Below are 19,265 nucleotides of genomic sequence, written 5' to 3' on the forward strand. Positions count from 1 at the left end.
GACCGACTCCGCTAGGGTTTCGCGGCTTGCTGTTCGACCGGGTCAACCTGTTGGCCTGGCCTTATCTTGTGCCAGCCATCCACGACCACTTTCTCCCCTGGTTCAAGGCCGCGGCGCACCAGCCAGCTTCCTGAGATCTGCTCACCCACCTCGATCTGCCTGGGCACCGCCGTGTTGTCGGGCCCGATGACGAACACGGTGGCCGTATCGCCGTTCAGCCGCGCCGCCCGCGCGGGAATCAGGACGCCCTCCTGGCGCACGCCGACGAGTATCTGACCGTTGACGAACTGGCCGGGCAGCAACTCACGCTTGGCGTTGTCGAAACGGGCGCGGATGGTCTGCGCGCCAGTGGTCCGGTCGACGCTCAGGTCCGCGAAATCCACGACCCCGGTCTCGCCAAACTCCCGGCCGTTGGCCAGCGTAAGCCGCACCGGAAACGTATTGCCCGCCGTCGCCAGCGCGCCGGAGCGCGCGTAGTCGGTCAGGTCCATGATGGCGGTGTTGGACTTGGTGAACGTGGCGCTGATCGGCGACAACTGATTGACCTGCGCCAGCAGCGTGGCCGCCGATGCGCTGACCAACGCCCCTTCGGTGACCAGCGCGCGGCCCACGCGACCGGCGATGGGCGCCCTGACCGTGCAGCGGTCCAGCCGCAACTGCGCCAACGTAACCGCGGCCTGCGCATCGGCCACATTGGCCTGCGCCTGCCCCAGCGCCGCCAGCGCGGCTTCGTATTCCTGCGCGCTGACCGCTTGACGCTGCACCAGCGGACGGAACCGGTCCGTGACCGAGCGCGCATTCTTCTGCACGGCCTGCGCACGCTGCAGCATGGCGTTGGCCTGCGCCAGCTGCGCCTTGTAGTCGCTGGGGTCTATCTGGAACAGCGGATCGCCGGCCTGTACGTCGCTGCCTTCGGTGTACAGCAGTTTCTCGACGATGCCGTCAACGCGTGCCCGCACTTCAGCGGTGCGAATCGGTTCGATCCGCCCGGGCAGGTCCACGTTCAGGTCGACCGGCTGGCGGCCGACGGTCATCACGAACACCTTCATCGGCGCAATGGTGACGGCCGCCGCGTCGTTCCGGTCACCACATCCCGCCAATGCAAGCGTCCAGGCGCCCAAGGCATACAACATGACACGACGGACATTGCTGCTTACTTGCGTCATCCACTACTCCCAGGCGGTCGAACTCGGGGTCTCGCGCTGCCCTCACCTCATGGCGGAGGCAAGAGCCTTACTTGGACAGCTTGTATGCGGAACAGCTTATGGGTGGACATCTTGCGGGCGCGTCTGGGCGCGCCGGACTGACGGACGTGCAGCTTATGAAGCGAGGGCGCAGCAAGGCGCCATGGGGTTATCGCGTTGAAGTAGGAGAATGCCGCCAATCGGGAAAAGTCCGACCCAGGCGGAACCTGCCCAATTGAGGCCAGGCTGGCTCTGGCCCGGCGTCGGCCGGGCGCCATGCAAAACGAACAAGACCATCGACTTTCGCACAAGCATCCTTTATGTCGTTGACGAGGAAGACTGGCTGAAATAGGGCTGCATGGTCGAGCGGCGGAGGGGGAATCCGCTTGCGGGCGCTGGCACGGCACGTGCTGGGCGCGGCGCGAAAGCACAGCTTAAGTAGCGATGGCACTTAGTGCAAGCTTTTCTCGTTTGCGCCGTTGGCGAACGGGAACGAAAGCGATGCGTTGGGAACGGGTGTCGCAGGACAGGGCGATGGGGAGAAGTGCCCCGGGTCGGGCGTCCACTTGAGCAGTTGTTGCCAGACTAAACAAATAGGATCAGAAAGAATCCGCCGCGGCGAAACGAGCCGGGAAGTGGCGGCAAACGCATGTGCCCGCCACTTCCCAAACGCGCGGATCACCCGCGCAACCGCAGCTTGCGAACCACTTCGAGCAGATCGTCCAGCGACACCGGCTTGCTGATGTGGGCGGAAAAGCCTGCGCTGACGGCTTCGCGCATGTCTTCCTTGGCGCCAAAACCGGTGAGCGCGATGGAAGGCAGATCGGCGCCACTGTCTTTTTCGCGAATGGCGCGCATCAGCGTATAGCCATCCATCTCCGGCATGCCGATGTCCGACAGCATCAGGTCGAAGCGGGCGGTCTCCAGGATTTCCAACGCCTGCCGGCCGTTGGAGGCGGCCGTGACTACCGCCCCTTCCATGTCCAGCAGCTCGTGCATGATGTGCAGGACGTCCTCGGAGTCATCGACCAAAAGCACCTTCAGCCCTTCCAAAGGCATGTCGGCGTTGGCTTGCGGCGCGTCCTCGGCTTCAAGGGAACCGGCCAGATCCAGCCATACCGTGAAGCGCGCGCCAAGTCCCACGCCATCGGAATGGACCTGAATCGCGCCGCCATGCGCACCCACCAGCTCGCTGACAACCGCCAGGCCGATGCCCAGTCCAGAGGTGGCGCCCGTCTTCTGGCGCACGTCGCCCTGGCTGAACATGTCGAACACCCGGCCGATGAACAGCGGGTCGATGCCCTGGCCCGTGTCGGCGACTTCCAGTTTCAAGCGGTTGTCCTCGATGGCCAGCTTAAGCGCGACGGAACCGCCCTCGGGCGTGAACTTGATCCCGTTGTTCAGCAGGTTCCAGATCACCTGTTCGATGCGCACGGGATCCGCGTCCAGGTAGATCGCCAGCGCAGGATCAAAGTCGCTGCGCAGATCGATGCCGGCCGACGCCGCCACGGGCTTGAGCACCTCGAGGATGTTTTTCGCGATGGCCACGACGTCGATGATCGATTTGTTGAGCGCCAGCTTGCCCGTCCGGACGCGCGAGAGATCCAGCAGATCGTCGATGATGCGGGCCTGGCCTTTGACCGAACGCTGGATCAGGTCCGTGGCACGCGCGGCGGGGCCGAAATTGCGCACGGCCGGCGTGCGGGCCAGCAGCTCTGCATTGAGCTGGATCAGGTTGAGCGGGTGCTTCAGTTCGTGCGACACGACCGCGAAGAACTCGTCCTTCAGCACGCTATCCGCATGTGCGCGGTCCAGACGGGACTCCTGCTCGGCGTCGCGCAACTTCAGGTCAGTGACATCGCGCACGATCTTGGCAAACCCCTGATAGACAGGATCATCCATCCGGTTCACGCCGCCCGTGCAGAACACCAGGCTGCCGTTCTTGCGCTTGTGCCAGCGTTCGTCAGGGGCGTAGCCGATCTTCCTGGCGCGATTCAGCTCATGCTCGGGTCTGCCGGCCGCGATGTCCTCGTCAGTGAAGATGATCGCAATAGGCTTGCCTTCCGCCTCGGCGCTGGTGTAGCCGAACATCAGCTCGGCGCCGATATTCCAGTTGGTGATGATGCCGTCGTTGTCCAGCGTCATAATGCCGAAATCGCGCGCGCTCTCGGTCATCAGCTTCAAGTGGGCCTCGCCCAATCGCACGCTTTCTTCCGCCTTGCGCCGGTCCGTGATGTCGATGAACGTAAGCACCGCGCCCTCAATGCGGTGGTCACCGCTCCGGTACGGTAGCAGCCGCGCCAGATACCAACGGTCCGTCGTGCTGTGCACCTCGCGTTCCAAGGGGCGCAGCAGTTCGAACACGCCGGCGGCATCCTTGGCCAGGTCCGGGTACTCCAGACGATGCGTGATGTCGAGCACCGAACGTCCGGCGTCGCTCGGGATCACATTGAAGATGTCGGACGCCCGGGGCGTGAACCACTGGATGCGCATCATGCGATCCACGAACACCGTGGCAATGTCGGTGGACGCGATCAGGTTCTGCAGGTCGTCATTGATCTTCGCGGTTTCATCGACCTTGGCCTTCAGTTCCGCATTGACCGTGATCAGCTCCTCGTTGACGGACTGCAGCTCTTCCTTGCCGGTCTCCAATTCTTCCGTGGTGGAGCGCAACTCTTCGTTGATGGCCTGAAGCTCTTCGTTGGAGGCCTTCAGTTCTTCGGTGGAGGTTTCCGCCTGCTCGATGGTCGCCTGCAACTGGCCCCGGGTGCGTTGGAGTTCGGCCTCCAGTTGCGTCAGTACCACTGCGGAGCCCGTCGCGGGGCTGACAACACCCTCTGCGCTCATGATGTCCTCGACTTCCTCGAAAAGCACAAGCAGGTAATCACTGGCCGTCTCATCGTGCCGGAATGGCCGCACCACCATGTTGACGTAGGTCTGGCGCTCGCCAAGCGTCATTCTCACGCGCCGCGCCTCGACACTCTTTCGCGAATGCAGGGCCTGAAACATCGCGGTGCGCAATTCCGTGCGCAATTCCGGATGCACCGACAAGGACAGATTGCGGGAAGGTTCGCCGCCCGGGTGGCGCAGGAAGCGGCCTGCCCGCTCCGAAATGTGCACGATGTCGCTGTGAGCATCGACGATGACACTAGGCGGCGCGAACATTTCGAGCGCACGCTGGTGCACGGCGGCATACGAGACCTTGGGCTGGCGAACCGGCGCCGCCGAAGCGTGCACCGGCCGAACGTGATTAATCCCGCCGTCGGCCAGTTCGGGCATGCCGCTCAGTTGCGACGGCGTTTCCCGAGCGATGTAGATGCGGTGGCGCTTGTCCACCACCTGAAAAAGCTGCGGGCACGCATCGGCCGATTCGGAACTGCCGAGGAAAAGATAACCGCCCGGCTTCAATGCGAAGTGAAACATGCGCAACACGTCGCGCTGCACTTCGCGGTCCAGGTAGATCAAGAGGTTGCGGCAACTGACCAGATCCAGCTTCGAGAACGGGGGATCGCGCAGGATGTTGTGCACGGCAAACAGCACCCGCTCGCGGATTTCCTTCTTGACGCAATACTCGTTGTCCTGCTCGCTGAAGAAGCTTTGCAGCATGGCTTCAGGCACGTCGCCCTTGATTGCCAACGGATAAGCCGCCGCCCGGCCCACGGCTAGCGCCGATTCGTCGATGTCGGTGGCAAATAACTGGATCTTGGGCGGGTGGGGCAACGCATCGGCCTGCGCGCTCATCAGCATGGCCAGCGAATACGCCTCTTCACCTGTAGAACAACCAGCCACCCAGGCGCGCAACGCCACTTCCGGCGTGGTGCTCAGCGACTTCAGCAGCTTGGGCAACACGAATTCATCCAGATTGGCGAAAGCTTCCTTGTCCCGGAAAAACTGCGTGACGCCAATGAGCATATCGGACAGCAGTTTAGGGGTCTCGTCGATGCGCTCCTGAAGCAGCTTTCCGTATTCGGGCAAGGTTGACACGCCCGTGACCTGCATGCGGCGCTCGATTCGGCGGAGCACCGTGGCCTTCTTGTAGTGACGGAAATCGTGCGCCGTGCGGGCGCGCAAGAGGGCAAGAATGTCCCGCAACGCATTGCGTTCCTGTTGCGCCCCGTCCGTCGCCTGCTCGGCATCCGCGGCGCCGGAGGCCTCGGCCTCGGTCAGCGGCGGCAGATGGATGCTGTCCATGTTTTCCGCGATCTGCTTGAGACGCTGCGGCATGGTGGACACAGGCAGCACAATGTCCACCATGCCGGTGGAAATTGCATTGCGCGGCATGGTGCCGTGCTCTGCTTCCTCGGGCAACTGCGCGAACGTCACGCCGCCCTGTTCCTTGATGCGGGCAAGGCCCACCGATCCGTCGGACCCGCCCCCCGACAGCACGATGCCGACGGCACGGTTCGTATGCACATCGGCCAGCGTGCGGAAAAATTCGTCGATCGCAATCTGGCGGCCTTCCGGGCGACTGGCCCCCGCCGAAATACGCAGGTAGCCATCATTCATCGACAGCGAGGCCGCCGGAGGAATCACGTAGACGTGATCACGCAGGATCGGCACCGGCTTGGTGACCTGCTCGACCGGTAGCCCCGTGCAGGCCTGCAGAATCCTGTCGAGAATGCTTTCGTGATCGGGAGACAGATGCACCACGACGACGAAGGCCATGCCGGGTTTGGCCGGCATGTTCGAGAAGAAAGTCTTGAGCGCGTCGATCCCTCCCGCAGAGGCCCCCAGTCCGACCACCGGGAAGTTCAGGTCGCTTCGGACGACTCCCGGTTTGATGTTGGGAACAGACGGCGATTGGGACATTTTGGGCCTGTAGGTTGCGTGCGTGGGAGTACCCGCCATGATACAGCCGCCAGTTTGCGTGAGGTGCCGCGACAGCAGTCTCAAAGACAGATGTTTGGCGTCGTCGCGCAGCGTCTTCAAATCATTCGATGGGCCCCGGCGGCAGCATCCGCTTGTGCGCCGTGGCGCGGTACTGGCGCTCGATCACCGCGACCGCGTCTTCGGCAACCTCCTCGCCTTCCAGATAGCCATCGATCTGCGCGTATGTCACACCGTACGCGTCCTCATCCGGGCGCAACGGCCGCAACGACTCGAGGTCGGCGGTCGGCACCTTGAGCACCAGCCGGTCCGGCGCGCCCAGCAGCGACCCCAGCGCCCGTACCCGCCGCTTGGTCAGACCGCGCAGGGGCAGCACGTCCGCCGCGCCGTCACCATGTTTGGTGAAAAACCCCATCAAGGCCTCGGCGGCCTGGTCCATGCCGATCACCAGGCAGTCAAGCGCGCCCGCAATGGCGTACTGGGCAATCATGCGCTGCCGCGCCTTGATGTTGCCCGCGCCGAAATCCTCGGCCGCGTCGTCGGCGTATTCCAGGCCGGCGGCGCGCAGCGCCTCGCGTTGCGCATCCACGGCGGGCTTGATGTCGATCCGCATACGGCGATCGGGTGCAATGAAATCCAGTGCCTGCGCTGCGTCTTCTTCGTCGCGCTGCTCGCCGTAGGGCAAGCGCACGGCGACGAACGTGGCCGGTCTCCCCTGGCCGCGGACGCGCTCGACGGCAAGCTGCGCGATCCGCGCCGCGACCGTGGAATCCACCCCGCCGCTGATTCCCAGGACATAACCTGCGCGGCCTGACTGCATCAGGTAGTCGGCGAGGAAGGCAATGCGCCTTTCCAGCTCTTCGGTCGCGTCGAAGTCCGGGGTTACTCCCAATTCTCCGGCGATGGCATCCCGCAAGCGCAAGGGGGTGTTACCTGAATTCATTTTTACTTCTCCACGTTGGCGCATCTGAGCAGCAATCAGCGTTCCTGCGTGCGACTCATGCCCTGCGCCGCGCCAGGCTTGTTCGGGCACGGCACTTGCTCGCCGTTCGATGTTTCATTGTCGGAGGCGCCACGATGGACCCGGACTGGTCGACGATGTTTTCGTTTTCGCTCTCGCCGCTAGAGATTTTCATCCGCGGGACGATCGTCTATTGGTTCATCTTCTTGCTGCTGCGGCTTGCCGGCCGGCGCGATGTCGGCTCGCTGGGCGTGGCCGACATGCTGGTGCTGGTCCTGATCGCCGACGCCGCGCAGAATGCGATGGCGGGCGAATACAAATCCATTCTGGACGGCATGGTCCTGATCTCCACGATCATCGGTTGGACCGTGCTGGTCGACCGGGTAGGCTACTTTTTCAAGCCGCTTGGCCGCCTGCTCGAATCGGACCGCGTATGCCTCGTGCGCGACGGCGTGATCGCCAAGCGCGCGCTGCGCCGCGAATACCTGACGGAAGACGAGCTGATGAGCCAGCTCCGGCTGAAAGGCGTCCTCGAAGTTTCAGAGGTGCGCCGCGCGTATATGGAGCCGGATGGAGATATCAGCGTCATCAAGCGCCGGGCGCACAGCCGCTTTCGCCGGACCTAGCAACGCGATGCGCGATGCCGGCTCGGCGGGATGTCGGCCCCCGCCCCAGCAGCGCCGTGTCCCGGCCCTTACGGCAGCGTGTGCGCATCCTCGGTCAGTACCTGCAGCAGCGCCTCGACGGAGTATGGCTTCTGCATGACCGGGAATCCCAACGCCCGCGGCCCGGCCATCGCATCGCTGTAGCCGCTGGCCAGCACGATCCGGATGCCGGGCCAGCGTTCGCGGATGCGGCGGGCGAGGTCCATGCCGTTCATGCCGGGCAGCACCAGATCCAGAATCGCCAGGTCAAAGCCCCCATCGCGCTGTTCCAGTTCATGCAGCGCTTTCTCGGCATCCACCGTCCAGGTGAGATCCTGACCCAGTTCCGCCAGCCACGCCGACACCACCTCCCCGACCATGCGGTTGTCTTCCACCAGTAGCACCTGACGGCGCACCGGCACGTTGACGATGACGCCGGCGGCGGGCGTCTCGACCACCTCGCCGGGGGACGTCACGGCCGGCAGGTACAGCGTGAACGTGGTTCCCTTGCCAACCGTGCTGTCCACCGTCACGTCGCCGCCGGACTGCTGCACGAAGCCCTGCACCTGGCTCAGACCCAGGCCGGAGTTCTCATGCTGGCCTTTGGTGGTGAAAAAAGGCTCAAACACGTGCGCCAGCACGCCGGGCGCGATTCCCGCGCCGGTGTCCTGCACGGACAGGGCCACGTGCGGGCCATTGAGTTTGGTATGGGCTTCCAGTTCCGACGCGTCCGGCACGACCTTAGCCAATATCTTGAGTTGGCCTCCAGCCGGCATGGCGTCGCGCGCATTGATGATCAGATTGAGCAACGCTGATTCAAGTTGCCCCGGGTCCGCGAAGATCGTGCAATCGTCCGGCCCGAACTCGTAGCTGATTGCCACGTGCGATCCGACCGAGGTCTCGAAGAGCTCGCGCATCGACGCGAGGCTGTCACGCACGTCAAACGCGTGCGGCTGCAGCGGCTGCCGCTTGGCATAGGCCAGCAACTGCCGGGTCAGCTGGGCCGCCTTTTCGGTGGTGTCGATGATGATGCCCACGTAGCGCATCAGCGAGGGGGGCAGCTCGGGATAGCGCTTGATGAATTCCGCGGAAAAGCGGATCGCGGTCAGGAAATTGTTGAAGTCGTGCGCGACGCCGCCAGTAAGGCGGCCGATGGCTTCCATGCGTTGGGCGTGATGCATGGAATCGCGGGCTTCCTGCAGCTGCTCGTGCCGCTCCTTCTGTTCGGTGATGTCGCGCGTGATCTTGGCGTAGCCGACAAGGACGCCCCGGTCGTCATGGACGGGATCGATGACCACGCTGCACCAGAAGGTGCTGCCGTCCTTGCGGACGCGCCAGCCCTCGGCCTCAAAGCGCCCTTCACGCCGCGCCGTCTCCAGGGCACGCTCCGGCACGCCGGCATTTCGGTCTTCAGGTGTGTAAAAAACGGAGAAGTGCTGCCCGATGATCTCGTCCGCGCCATAGCCCTTGAATCGTTCCGCGCCGGGATTCCAGCTGCTTACGCGGCCCTTGGCGTCGAGAAGATAGATAGCGTAATCCCGCACTGCGCCGACTAGAAGGCGATAGCGGTCCTCGGACGGAAAATCCGGTAAAGAAGTCATGCAATGTCCCCACCTGCGTGTTTATTCATGCTCATCGCTCTCAGCAAACGCCGTGCCGTTCAGAAAATCCTGTTACAGCAATCGCCAAACGGGCACAGAATTTGCTGTAACCCGTAGTCAGTGGGCGGCCCATTCCAGGCGCCGCCCGGGCATAGAGGGCCTTAATAATGCAACCGATTCGTAAAGCTGTATTTCCCGTCGCGGGCCTGGGCACCCGCTTTCTTCCCGCCACCAAGGCCATGCCCAAGGAAATGCTGCCCATCGTCGACCGGCCGCTGATCCAGTATGCCGTTGAAGAAGCGGTCGCGGCAGGCATCACCGAACTGATCTTCGTCACTGGCCGCAACAAGCGGGCGATCGAAGACCATTTCGACCGGGTGCCCGAACTGGAGTACGACCTGGAGGCGAAAAACAAGAACGCCCTGCTGGAGACCGTCCGTAACGTCATTCCGGACAGCGTCAAGTGCGTGTACACCCGCCAGCCGGCAGCCCTGGGGCTCGGCCATGCGGTGCTCTGCGCGGCGCCCATTGTAGGCAACGAACCGTTCGCCGTGCTGCTGGCGGACGACATGATAGACGCCGACGCCCCCGTAATCGGCGAAATGATGAAGGTGGCCCGGGAGTTCGAAGGCAGCGTCCTGGCGATCCAGCAGGTGCCGAAAACCAACACGCATCAGTACGGGATCGTGTCCGGCAGCCGCAAGGCGCACAGCGTCATGAGCCTGACCGGCATCGTGGAAAAGCCCAAGCCCGAGGACGCGCCGACCGACCTGGCGGTGGTCGGCCGCTACATTCTGGAACCCCAGATATTCGCGCTGCTGGAAGCCACCCAGGCGGGCGTGGGCGGTGAAATCCAGCTGACCGACGGCATTGCCGCCCTGCTCAAGACGCGCAAGGTGTTCGGGTTCGAATACGACGGCGTGCGCTATGACTGCGGCAGCAAGGAAGGCTTTTACCGCGCCACGATGGAAATCGGGCGCAAGTACCACAACCTGGCTTGATGCCGCCACGCTTCGCGACGCTCCCGGGCGTCGCGGGGTTTGTCCCGCCATGTACACCCACATCCAACTAGGCGCCCGCGACTGGCCGCGGCAGGTGCGGTTTTACGACGCTGTCCTGCGGCCCCTCGGTCTGCACCGCGAAAACGGCATCGAGGATGCCGGCCCCGCAGGCGTGATCTGGCGGGCTGGCGCGGCGCGCTGGCCGTCGTTCGTCGTGGCGCCGCCCTTCAACGGGCTGCCGGCCACCTGGGGCAACGGCTGCCAGGTGAGCTTCGAGGCGCCCACGCCGCAGGTCGTGCGCCAATGCTGGGAGGAAGCCCTGCGGCAAGGCGGAACCGACGAAGGCGCGCCGGCGCTGCGCCCTCACTATGCGGCAGATTTCTACGCGGCCTACTGTCGCGATCCGGAAGGCAACAAGCTGGCGTTCGTCTGCGCCGCATCCCCCGCGTAACCCCCGCCGCACCATGGAAATTTTTACCGCGCCGGGTCCGGCGTTGCGCTATGGGCACGGGCTTCCGACCGCGTGACGGTCGGGCGCGCGAGCCCGCAAAACGGGTCGGGAAGCGCGAGCCGGCGCAGGCACGCGATTTGCGATTCCGTCACGCGCGCTGGGATCGTCCGTCTGGCTGACACGTCAACCGTCCGGCGCAATCCTATTCATCAGACAGGAAGCCTCTCATGACCGACTCGAAACCCGCTCCCCCGCCCAATCCGCCGCCGTCTCCGCATGTCGACCGCGCCGAGACCGGCTTCACGGGCCAACCGACCGAGGACGGACCGCCGACGGGGGAAGTGAATCAGGACCCGGACACCAATTCGGGCTACCCCGCCGGCGGCTCGCAAGCGCCGGCCGGGAAAGATCCGTACGGACGCCCCAAGAAAGCCGATTCCTGAGCCTTCCCGCCTGGGTTTTCCTTGCACCTTCAGCGACCGCACGCGGCTTTCAGCGTGCGGTCGCTGCCATGTGGGTGCCGTAATTCAAGCGGTCCGTGGGCGATGCCGACGCCGCCGTGCGATGCCTGCCTGCTGTAGATGAATTAGTTGCCGATGAGCCCCCTCTTTTCCCATTTATTGAAACGCGCTGCCGCCTACCGTGCCGCCATCGCCGAGGACAGCGTCCGCCTGCCGCTGCAAACCGTGGCGGCGGTACTGCTTGCCTTCGGCTGCATGACGTGGTGGCAGATGCCGGACGTCGCGTGGGGCGCCTTCTCCGCCCTTTTTGTGGTGCGCGCCACGGTCGAGGGCACGGTCGGCGAGGCCGCGGCCCGCATCCTGGGCGCACTGATCGGGGTGGCGCTGGGCATCACGCTCGTGCCGTTGGCGCACGCCGCCGACATTCCGGCGCCATGGAGCATCGTGGCCGGCGTGGGGGCCGCCGCCTGCCTGTCGATACGCTGGCCGACGCTGAACTACAGCCTGGTCACGGCAACCATCCTGACCGTCACGCCGGACGCCGACATCGTCGCGGGCGCGGTGAACAAGACGCTCGCCATCGTCGTGGGGTCCATTGCCGGGATCCTGGCCGCTTTTGCGGTGCTGCCCCTGTCGGCCCGATACAGCATGCGCTACAACCTGGCCGCGTCGCTGCAGCTCTATGGCGAACTGCTGGTCGAATGGGCCGCCGCCGTGAACGAAGGCCGTGCCCGGCCCCGGCCCCGCGACAAGCCCGCCCTGGAACGTACCCACTGGCGCGCACGCGACATGGCAAGCCAGTCGCGATCAGTGCCCATTCGTATTCTGGGCGCGGACACGCAGGCCCATCGGCTGCAGGAACGGATCGAGGAACTGTGGTTGACCGTGCCGCTGATGGAACGCATCGGCGGCATGGAGCTGACCGACAACGTCTGCCACCGTCTGGGCCCCGCGCTGCACGACGTCGCGATGGCGGCACGGCAGCAGATCGATGGACTGGCCCGCGTCATTCGCGACAAGGGCGCCGAAGCGCCCATGTGCAGCACCGGTGAGCCATTTGCCAAACTGGATGCCGCTGTCGAGGAAGCCGCAAGCGGCGGCGGCTTCACGGCCCGCGAGCGCGTGGCCGTGGATCTCATCCGCTGGTCGTGGCAGGAAGTCACGCGGGAACTGGACGCCTTGTGCGACACCGTCCAGCCGGAGTCCTGACAAACGCGAGGCCGGATGCAGGATTTCCGGCCTCGGTGGTCAAAGCCCAACGATTAAATGGGTCAACGCGTCAAGACTTCAAGGCGTCAGCACGACCTTGATGCAGCGGTCTTCCTTGTCACGGAACGTCTTGTACAACTCAGGCCCGGCCTCCAGCTTGGCGCGATGCGTGATGACGAACGACGGATCGATCCTGCCCTGCACGATGAGGTCCAGCAGCTCGTCCGTCCAGCGCCGCACGTGGGTCTGGCCCATGCGCCACGTCAGCCCCTTGTTCATCGACGCGCCAAACGGAATCTTGTCGATCATCCCGCCATACACGCCGGGCACCGACAGAATGCCCGCCGGCCGGCACACGTACATCATTTCGCGCAGCACGTGCGGCCGGTCGGTCTCGGCGCCCACGGCCTGCTTCATGCGGTCGTACATATGCTCCATTGTGCTGCTGGCGTGCGACTCCATGCCGACCGCGTCGATGCATTTCTCCGGCCCTTTGCCGTTGGTCAGTTCCTTCAACCGCTCCACGACATCCTCGTCCTGAAAGTTGATCGTGATTGCGCCAGCATCGCGCGCCATCTGCAGGCGTTCCGGCACGGATTCGATGCAGATCACCTGGCGCGCGCCCAGCAGGATCGCGCTCTTGATCGCCATCTGGCCGACGGGGCCACCGCCCCACACCGCGACCGTGTCGGTCGATTCGATGTCGCACTGCTTGGCCGCCTGCCAACCGGTGGGCAGAATGTCTCCCAGAAATAGCACCTGTTCATCCGACAGCTCGTCGGGCACCTGCACATGCGTCGAATCGGCAAACGGCACGCGCACGTACTCCGCCTGGCCGCCAGCGTAGCCGCCCGTCAGATGGGTGTAGCCGAACAACCCGGCCGTCGTGTGGCCGAACATCTTGGCCGCCTGCGCCGCATTGCGGTTCGTGCGCTCGCAGACCGAGAAGTTGCCGCGCTTGCACTGGTCGCACTCCCCGCAGGTAATGGTGAACGGGATCACCACGCGATCGCCGATTTTCAGGTTCTGCGCCTGCGCGCCGACTTCCACGACTTCGCCCATGAATTCATGGCCCATGACGTCGCCGGATTTCATGCCCGGCATGAATCCATCGAACAGATGCAGGTCGGACCCGCAGATTGCGCACGCGCTCACCTTGATGATCGCGTCGCGCGGATGCTCGATGACAGGATCAGGGACGGTGTCGTAGCGGATGTCGTGTTTGCCGTGCCAGCAAAGTGCTTTCATCAGAATCTCCTTTGACGTGACCGCAACACGCGATCAGGCAGGGCGCAGCAACTGCCATGCCGCGAGCCACGATTCATCTGAAATGTCCGCGCGGACGCAGGAGCGAACGCAGAACTTGCAACGCCGGTCGAAAAATATCCACGACGCGTCAACACCTTGGGCCGCAATCGCCATTGATCCCCGCGATTTATCGCAGCCCCGCGTCCCGCGCGCGTTCGGCACGATGCTTGCGAAGCCCTTTCACACGCTTTCGGTGTGATACCCCGGCTCAAGCCGCCCCGCCATCACCAGACCCATCCCCATCTCCTGGAGTTTCCATGCGTACCGTCGATTCCTCAATTGGCGGCGCACCCCACGCCCGCCCTCCCACCGCACCGGAAGCACCTGCGGCGAACGGATGGCTGACGCGCGAGCGCCCTGCGATATTGTGCTTTTCCCATCTCCGTTGGAATTTCGTGCACCAACGGCCCCAGCATCTGATGACGCGTTTCGCGCGGGCCCACGCCGTCTACTATGTCGAAGAACCTGTCTGGGAAGACACCGCCCGCCACGGCTGGCTCGAGTCCAGCCGCGTCGATGGCGTCACCGTCATCACACCGCACGTGGCGCGGGAAACGGCCAAGCAAGACCAACACCGCTTGCTTGCTGAGCTTGTCCGCGAGCACGGACTTGCCACACCGGTCCTGTGGTACTACACGCCGATGAGCCTGCCGTTTACCGAAGATCTGGACGCCGGGCTCGTGGTGTACGACTGCATGGACGAACTGTCCGCGTTTCGCGGCGCGCCGCCGGAACTGGTCGCGCTCGAACGGCAACTGCTCTCGCGCGCCGACGTGGTCTTCACGGGCGGGCATAGCCTTTACGAGTCCAAGCGACGGCTGCACCCGAATGTTCAGGCGTTCCCCAGCAGCGTGGACCGGCAGCATTTCGCGCGGGGCCGGACGTCGGCCAGCATCCCTGCCGACCTGCTCGCGATTCCATCTCCTCGCCTGGGCTTTTACGGCGTGCTGGACGAGCGCTTCGACACGGCACTGCTGGCGCAGGCGGCCGGCATGCGGCCCGAGTGGCAGTTCGTGCTGATCGGCCCGGTGGTCAAGATCGACCCGTCCACGCTGCCGCAGGCGCCCAACATCCATTACCTTGGCTCGCGCACGTACCCCCAGCTTCCTGACTATCTGGCGGGATGGGACGTCGCCCTGATGCCGTTCGCGATGAACGAATCCACGCGCTACATCAGCCCGACCAAGACGCCGGAATACCTGGCGGCGGGCAAGCCCGTCGTCTCCACACCGATTGCGGACGTCGTGCGCGCCTACCGCGGCTGCCCCGTCGTGCACATCGCTGCGGACGCGCCAGCCTTCGTCAACGCGATAGCGCTTGCGCTGGACGCGGCGGCCGATCCGGACACGGTGGCCCAGCACGCCGACCGCGCATTGGACGGCATGTCGTGGGATCGAAGCTGGGAAGGCATCTGCGATGCGATGAATCGCGCCTGGACCAGCTCCGCGCGCGGGGCCAGTCAGGCGTTCCCGGTGCCGGCCGCCCTGCGGCTGCCGCAAAGCCTGACGCCCACGCACTACGACTGTCTGATCGTCGGTGCAGGCTACGCTGGCAGCGTGCTGGCCGAACGCCTGGCGCGCGGCAGCGGCAAGCGCATCATGGTGGTGGACCGGCGTCCGCACATCGCGGGCAATGCTTACGACTTCTATAACGAGGCGGGACTGCTCGTGCACCGTCACGGTCCCCACATCTTCCACACCAACTCCGACAAGGTGCTGCAATACCTGTCCCGGTTTACGGAATGGCGGCCCTATGAACACCGGGTCCTGGCCCGCACCGACGGCATGCTGGTTCCGATGCCGATCAACCTCACGACCCTCGAACGGCTGAACGGCCGGAGCTTCACCGCCGCCGAGGCCGAACAATTCCTGCAGACGGTGGCCGAGCCGGTTTCCGTCGTGTCCAGCGCCGAGGACTACGTCGTGTCGCAGGTCGGCCGCAACCTGTACGAAAAGTTCTTCCGCGGGTACACCCGCAAGCAATGGGGCCTGGACCCCTCGCAACTGGACCGTTCCGTCGCCGCGCGCGTACCCACGCGGCTTTCGCGCGACGACCGCTACTTCACTGACCGCCATCAATGCATGCCGCTCAAAGGCTACACGCACATGTTCGAGCGCATGCTGGACCATCCCAACATATCCCTTGCGCTCGGGATGGACTTCGAGGCAGCCAAGTCGGCGTTCAGCTATGACGAGCTGATCTATACCGGCCCCATCGACGAATACTTCGGCTATTGCTTTGGCCCGCTGCCGTACCGGTCCCTCAAGTTCCGGCATGAAACGCTGAACGAGGAATGGCACCAGCCCGTCGGCGTCGTCAACTACCCGGCCGAAGACGTCCCTTACACCCGCATCACGGAATACAAGCACCTGACCGGCCAGCGCCACGCGAAGACCGCCGTGACCTACGAGTATCCCAGCGCGCAGGGGGACCCGTACTACCCCGTCCCGCGCCCCGAAAACGCTGCGCTGTTCCGGCGGTACCAGGCGCTGGCGGATGCGTGCGAAGGCGTGCATTTCGTCGGCCGCCTGGCGACTTATCGCTACTACAACATGGACCAGGTCGTGGCGCAGGCCCTGTCCACGTACGAGGAGATGGCAAACCGGCAGGCAGAACCGCGCGGTGCGGTCGTGGCCGAATGAATCGGGGCATGGCGTTTCAGAGCTTCCTGCAGGCGGGGTTCGAGTGCTCCTGTCACCGCTTCCCCGATGGCCGGCAGCTTGACCTGATCGAGTCCACGGGCCATGCGAAGTGGGCGGCCCAGGACTACGCCGCCATCGCCGCGCTGGGCATGCGGACGGCAAGGGACGGGGTGCGCTGGCACCTCGTCTGCCCCGCCGCCAACGTATACGACTGGTCTTCGCTGCTGCCGCTGCTACGTGCCGCCCGCGACAGCAACGTCGAAGTGATCTGGGACCTGTGCCACTACGGCTGGCCGGCGTGGCTGGATATCTGGTCGCCCTCCTTTCCCGAGGCGTTCGCCCGATATGCCGCCGCAACGGCCCGCCTGATTGCAGGAGAAACCGATATGCCCACCTGGTATTGCCCGATGAACGAAATCTCGTACTGGAGCTGGGCGGGCGGCGACATGGCGCACTTCGGGCCATGCACGCTCGGGCGTGGCCTGGAACTCAAGCGGCAGCTCGCCCGCGCCGCCATCCAGGCCAGCGACGCGATCCAGGAAGCCGACCCGGACGCGCGTCTGGTCTGCGCCGAGCCGCTGATTGCCATTCAGCCCGCGCAACCCGGCGACGCCCTGGAAGCCGCGGCGGCCAGCGAGGCCCAGTTCGAAGCACTCGACATGCTGTGCGGACGCGGGCACGCGGACCTGGGCGGCGACGAGCGCTACGTCGACGTCATCGGGTTGAACTACTACCCCCACAACCAATGGCTGCACCGCGGCGCGCCCCTGCCATGGGACGACGCGCGCTACACGTCCCTGGCCCACCTTCTGCAGGGTTGCGCGCACCGCTACGGCAAGCCCTTGTTCATTGCAGAAACCGGGGCCGAAGGTCTCGCTCGCCCCCGCTGGATGCGCTATGTCGCCGACCAGGTCGCGCTGGCGCAGGCGCGCGGCGTCGACGTCGCGGGCATCTGCCTGTATCCGGTGACGGACTACCCAGGCTGGGAAGACGACCGCCACTGCCCGACCGGCCTCCTCAGCGCGCCCGCGTCCGATGGCCGGCGCAGCGTGTACGCCCCGCTCGAAATCGAACTGCGCGCGCAGGCGGTACGCGCGGGCCGCGGTCCCGCCGGCCTGCTCCCGGCGCCCGCACGCAGCGCCGACGGAGATTGAGCCATGCCAGACCTGCCCGCCCTCCCCACCCATCCCACGGCCTTTCTCTGGCGGTACGTCCGCCAGCGGCCCTGGGCGTTCGGCTTGCTGGGGTTGATCGTCGTCCTGGCCGGGGTGTGCTCGGTGACGGTTCAGTACGCCATGAAGCTCATCGTCGACGCCATGGCCCTGGGCGCAGACGCATCCGTGCAGGTGTGGTGGGCGCTCGGCCTGTTCCTCGCCGTCATCGCCATTGAAGCCGCACTATGGCGCTGCGGCGGATGGCTGGGTTGCCGCAACATCGTGGCCGCCTGCGCGGCGCTGCGGGTCGAGGTCTTCGAGCACCTGAGCCACCATTCCACCCGCTACTTCCGCCAGCACCACTCCGGCGCCCTCGCCAACCGCATCTCGTCCACCGCAAGCGCCGCCGGCGCCATCTACGGCGCCATGGTCTGGAGCATCGTGCCGCCCTGCGTCGACTTCCTGGGCGCCGTCGTCGTGCTCAGCATGGTCGACTGGCGCATGGCCGCCGCCCTGCTCGGCTTCGTCCTCGTGCTGGCCGCCATCATCATCTCCTTCGGCGCGCGCGGGCGCAGCCTGCACCAGCAGTACGGCGAGCAGGCCGCCCACGTCGGCGGAGAAATCGTCGACGCCATCTCCAACATCTGGGCCGTGCAGGCCTTCTCCGCCCAGGCGCGTGAGCGTGCACGCCTTGAAAAGGCGCTCGGCGAAGAAGCCCGCGCCCAACGCCGAAGCTGGATGTACGTCGAAAAGGCACGCGTCATCCATGACGCCTGCCTGTGGCTCGTGGCCGGCGGCATGCTGCTCTGGGTGCTGCGCGCCTGGGAACAGGGCCAAGCCAGCCCCGGCGACGTCGTCGTCGTCAGCGCGCTCACCTTCCGCATCCTGCATGGCTCGCGCGACCTCGCGCTGGCGCTCGTCGGCACCGCGCAGCAGTTCGGCGTCATCGCCGAGATGCTGCGCTTGGTCGGACGGCCACACTCCGTGCCCGACGTACCCCACGCCCAACCGCTGCGCGACCCCGCCGGCGCCATCGCCTTCGAAGGCGTCCAATACACCTACCCAGACGGCTGCCATGCGCTGCGCGGCATCACCCTATCCATCCGCCCCGGCATGAAAGTAGGCCTGGTCGGCGCCTCCGGCGCCGGCAAGTCGACCCTGCTCTCGCTATTGCAGCGCGCCGACGAACCGCAACAAGGCCGCATCCTGATCGGCGACCAGGACATCCGCGAGGTCACGCTAGCAAGCCTGAAAGACGCCATCTCCGTCGTGCCGCAAGACGTCAGCCTCTTTCGCCGGACCATCATGGAAAACATCCGCTACGGCCGGCCCGACGCCACCGAAGAAGACGTCATCACCGCCGCGCGCCAGGCCCATTGCGACACCTTCATCCAGCGCCTGCCCGACGGCTACGCCACCATCGTCGGCGAACGCGGCGCCCTGCTGTCGGGCGGAGAACGCCAGCGCATCGGCATCGCCCGCGCGTTTCTGAAGGACGCGCCCATCCTGCTGCTCGACGAAGCCACCTCCGCGCTGGACAGCTACTCCGAACAGCTCATCAAGGACGCCCTGGCCGAACTCATGCGCAGCCGCACCGTCGTCGCCGTCGCCCACCGGCTGTCATCCCTGACCCGCTACGACCGCATCGTCGTCGTAGACGCCGGCCGCATCGTCGAAGACGGCTCCCTGGACGAACTCCTAGCCGCCCGCGGCCCCCTGCGCGCACTCTGGGACCTGCAAGCCGGCCACGACCGCCGCAGCGGCCAGGACGGCATCCACCCGGTCCCCGCCACCGCCTGACCGAACCTTCACCCACTAATCC

The 19,265-nt window shown here is 65.2% G+C and carries 13 protein-coding genes; 8 read left to right on the forward strand and 5 right to left on the reverse strand.

Going from position 1 to position 19,265, the window contains the following annotated elements:
• Positions 1-11: 11 nt before the first annotated feature.
• The 3 genes from HV681_RS17755 to nadE form a co-directional block, all read right to left on the reverse strand.
• Complete coding sequence (locus HV681_RS17755) at positions 12-1,166, reverse strand: efflux RND transporter periplasmic adaptor subunit (RefSeq protein ID WP_175124301.1); 1,155 nt, start codon at positions 1,164-1,166, stop codon at positions 12-14.
• Between the two features lie 696 nt (positions 1,167-1,862).
• Positions 1,863-5,993 carry a CheR family methyltransferase gene (locus tag HV681_RS17760; protein ID WP_175124302.1) on the reverse strand — a complete coding sequence of 1,377 codons (4,131 nt, stop codon included), beginning with the start codon at positions 5,991-5,993 and terminating at the stop codon, positions 1,863-1,865.
• 121 nt (positions 5,994-6,114) lie between these two features.
• The gene (nadE, locus tag HV681_RS17765) at positions 6,115-6,954 is read right to left on the reverse strand and encodes an NAD(+) synthase (RefSeq protein ID WP_302478747.1); all 840 of its coding nucleotides are present in this window, start codon (positions 6,952-6,954) and stop codon (positions 6,115-6,117) included.
• A 134-nt stretch (positions 6,955-7,088) separates the two neighbouring features.
• Between nadE and HV681_RS17770 the strand changes: the two genes are divergently transcribed.
• Entirely contained in the window at positions 7,089-7,598 is a 510-nt protein-coding gene (locus tag HV681_RS17770) for a DUF421 domain-containing protein (RefSeq protein WP_175124303.1), read from the forward strand.
• Positions 7,599-7,666: 68 nt separating this feature from the next.
• On the opposite strand, the gene HV681_RS17775 is transcribed toward HV681_RS17770, so the two are convergent.
• A complete protein-coding gene (locus HV681_RS17775) occupies positions 7,667-9,217 on the reverse strand; it encodes a PAS domain-containing hybrid sensor histidine kinase/response regulator family protein (RefSeq protein ID WP_175124304.1) in 1,551 nt (516 codons plus the stop codon).
• A gap of 167 nt (positions 9,218-9,384) precedes the next feature.
• Here HV681_RS17775 and galU point away from each other — a divergent pair, with 167 nt between their 5' ends.
• The 4 genes from galU to HV681_RS17795 all read left to right on the forward strand — a co-directional run bounded on the left by galU (position 9,385) and on the right by HV681_RS17795 (position 12,339).
• On the forward strand, positions 9,385-10,218 hold the full coding sequence (gene galU / locus HV681_RS17780) for a UTP--glucose-1-phosphate uridylyltransferase GalU (protein ID WP_175124305.1): 834 nt from the start codon (positions 9,385-9,387) through the stop codon (positions 10,216-10,218).
• Between the two features lie 49 nt (positions 10,219-10,267).
• Positions 10,268-10,669, forward strand: coding sequence for a VOC family protein (locus HV681_RS17785; RefSeq protein WP_175124306.1), 402 nt, complete (start codon positions 10,268-10,270; stop codon positions 10,667-10,669).
• Between the two features lie 227 nt (positions 10,670-10,896).
• Positions 10,897-11,112 (forward strand): hypothetical protein, encoded by a 216-nt coding sequence (locus HV681_RS17790; protein ID WP_175124307.1) that lies wholly within the window; start codon positions 10,897-10,899, stop codon positions 11,110-11,112.
• A 153-nt stretch (positions 11,113-11,265) separates the two neighbouring features.
• On the forward strand, positions 11,266-12,339 hold the full coding sequence (locus tag HV681_RS17795; RefSeq protein ID WP_254595010.1) for an FUSC family protein: 1,074 nt from the start codon (positions 11,266-11,268) through the stop codon (positions 12,337-12,339).
• Between the two features lie 78 nt (positions 12,340-12,417).
• On the opposite strand, the gene HV681_RS17800 is transcribed toward HV681_RS17795, so the two are convergent.
• Positions 12,418-13,587, reverse strand: coding sequence for a zinc-dependent alcohol dehydrogenase (locus HV681_RS17800; protein ID WP_175124308.1), 1,170 nt, complete (start codon positions 13,585-13,587; stop codon positions 12,418-12,420).
• Between the two features lie 455 nt (positions 13,588-14,042).
• Here HV681_RS17800 and glf point away from each other — a divergent pair, with 455 nt between their 5' ends.
• The 3 genes from glf to HV681_RS17815 are packed head-to-tail and all read left to right on the forward strand — an operon-like array spanning position 14,043 to position 19,243.
• Positions 14,043-16,289, forward strand: a complete 2,247-nt coding sequence (gene glf, locus HV681_RS28135; RefSeq protein ID WP_217467860.1) for a UDP-galactopyranose mutase — start codon at positions 14,043-14,045, stop codon at positions 16,287-16,289.
• A gap of 8 nt (positions 16,290-16,297) precedes the next feature.
• Complete coding sequence (locus tag HV681_RS17810; RefSeq protein ID WP_217467861.1) at positions 16,298-17,443, forward strand: beta-glucosidase; 1,146 nt, start codon at positions 16,298-16,300, stop codon at positions 17,441-17,443.
• A 3-nt stretch (positions 17,444-17,446) separates the two neighbouring features.
• Positions 17,447-19,243 (forward strand): ABC transporter ATP-binding protein, encoded by a 1,797-nt coding sequence (locus HV681_RS17815; RefSeq protein WP_175124311.1) that lies wholly within the window; start codon positions 17,447-17,449, stop codon positions 19,241-19,243.
• Positions 19,244-19,265 lie beyond the last annotated feature (22 nt).

The organism is Achromobacter animicus (assembly GCF_902859585.1).
GTDB lineage: Bacteria > Pseudomonadota > Gammaproteobacteria > Burkholderiales > Burkholderiaceae_B > Achromobacter > Achromobacter animicus.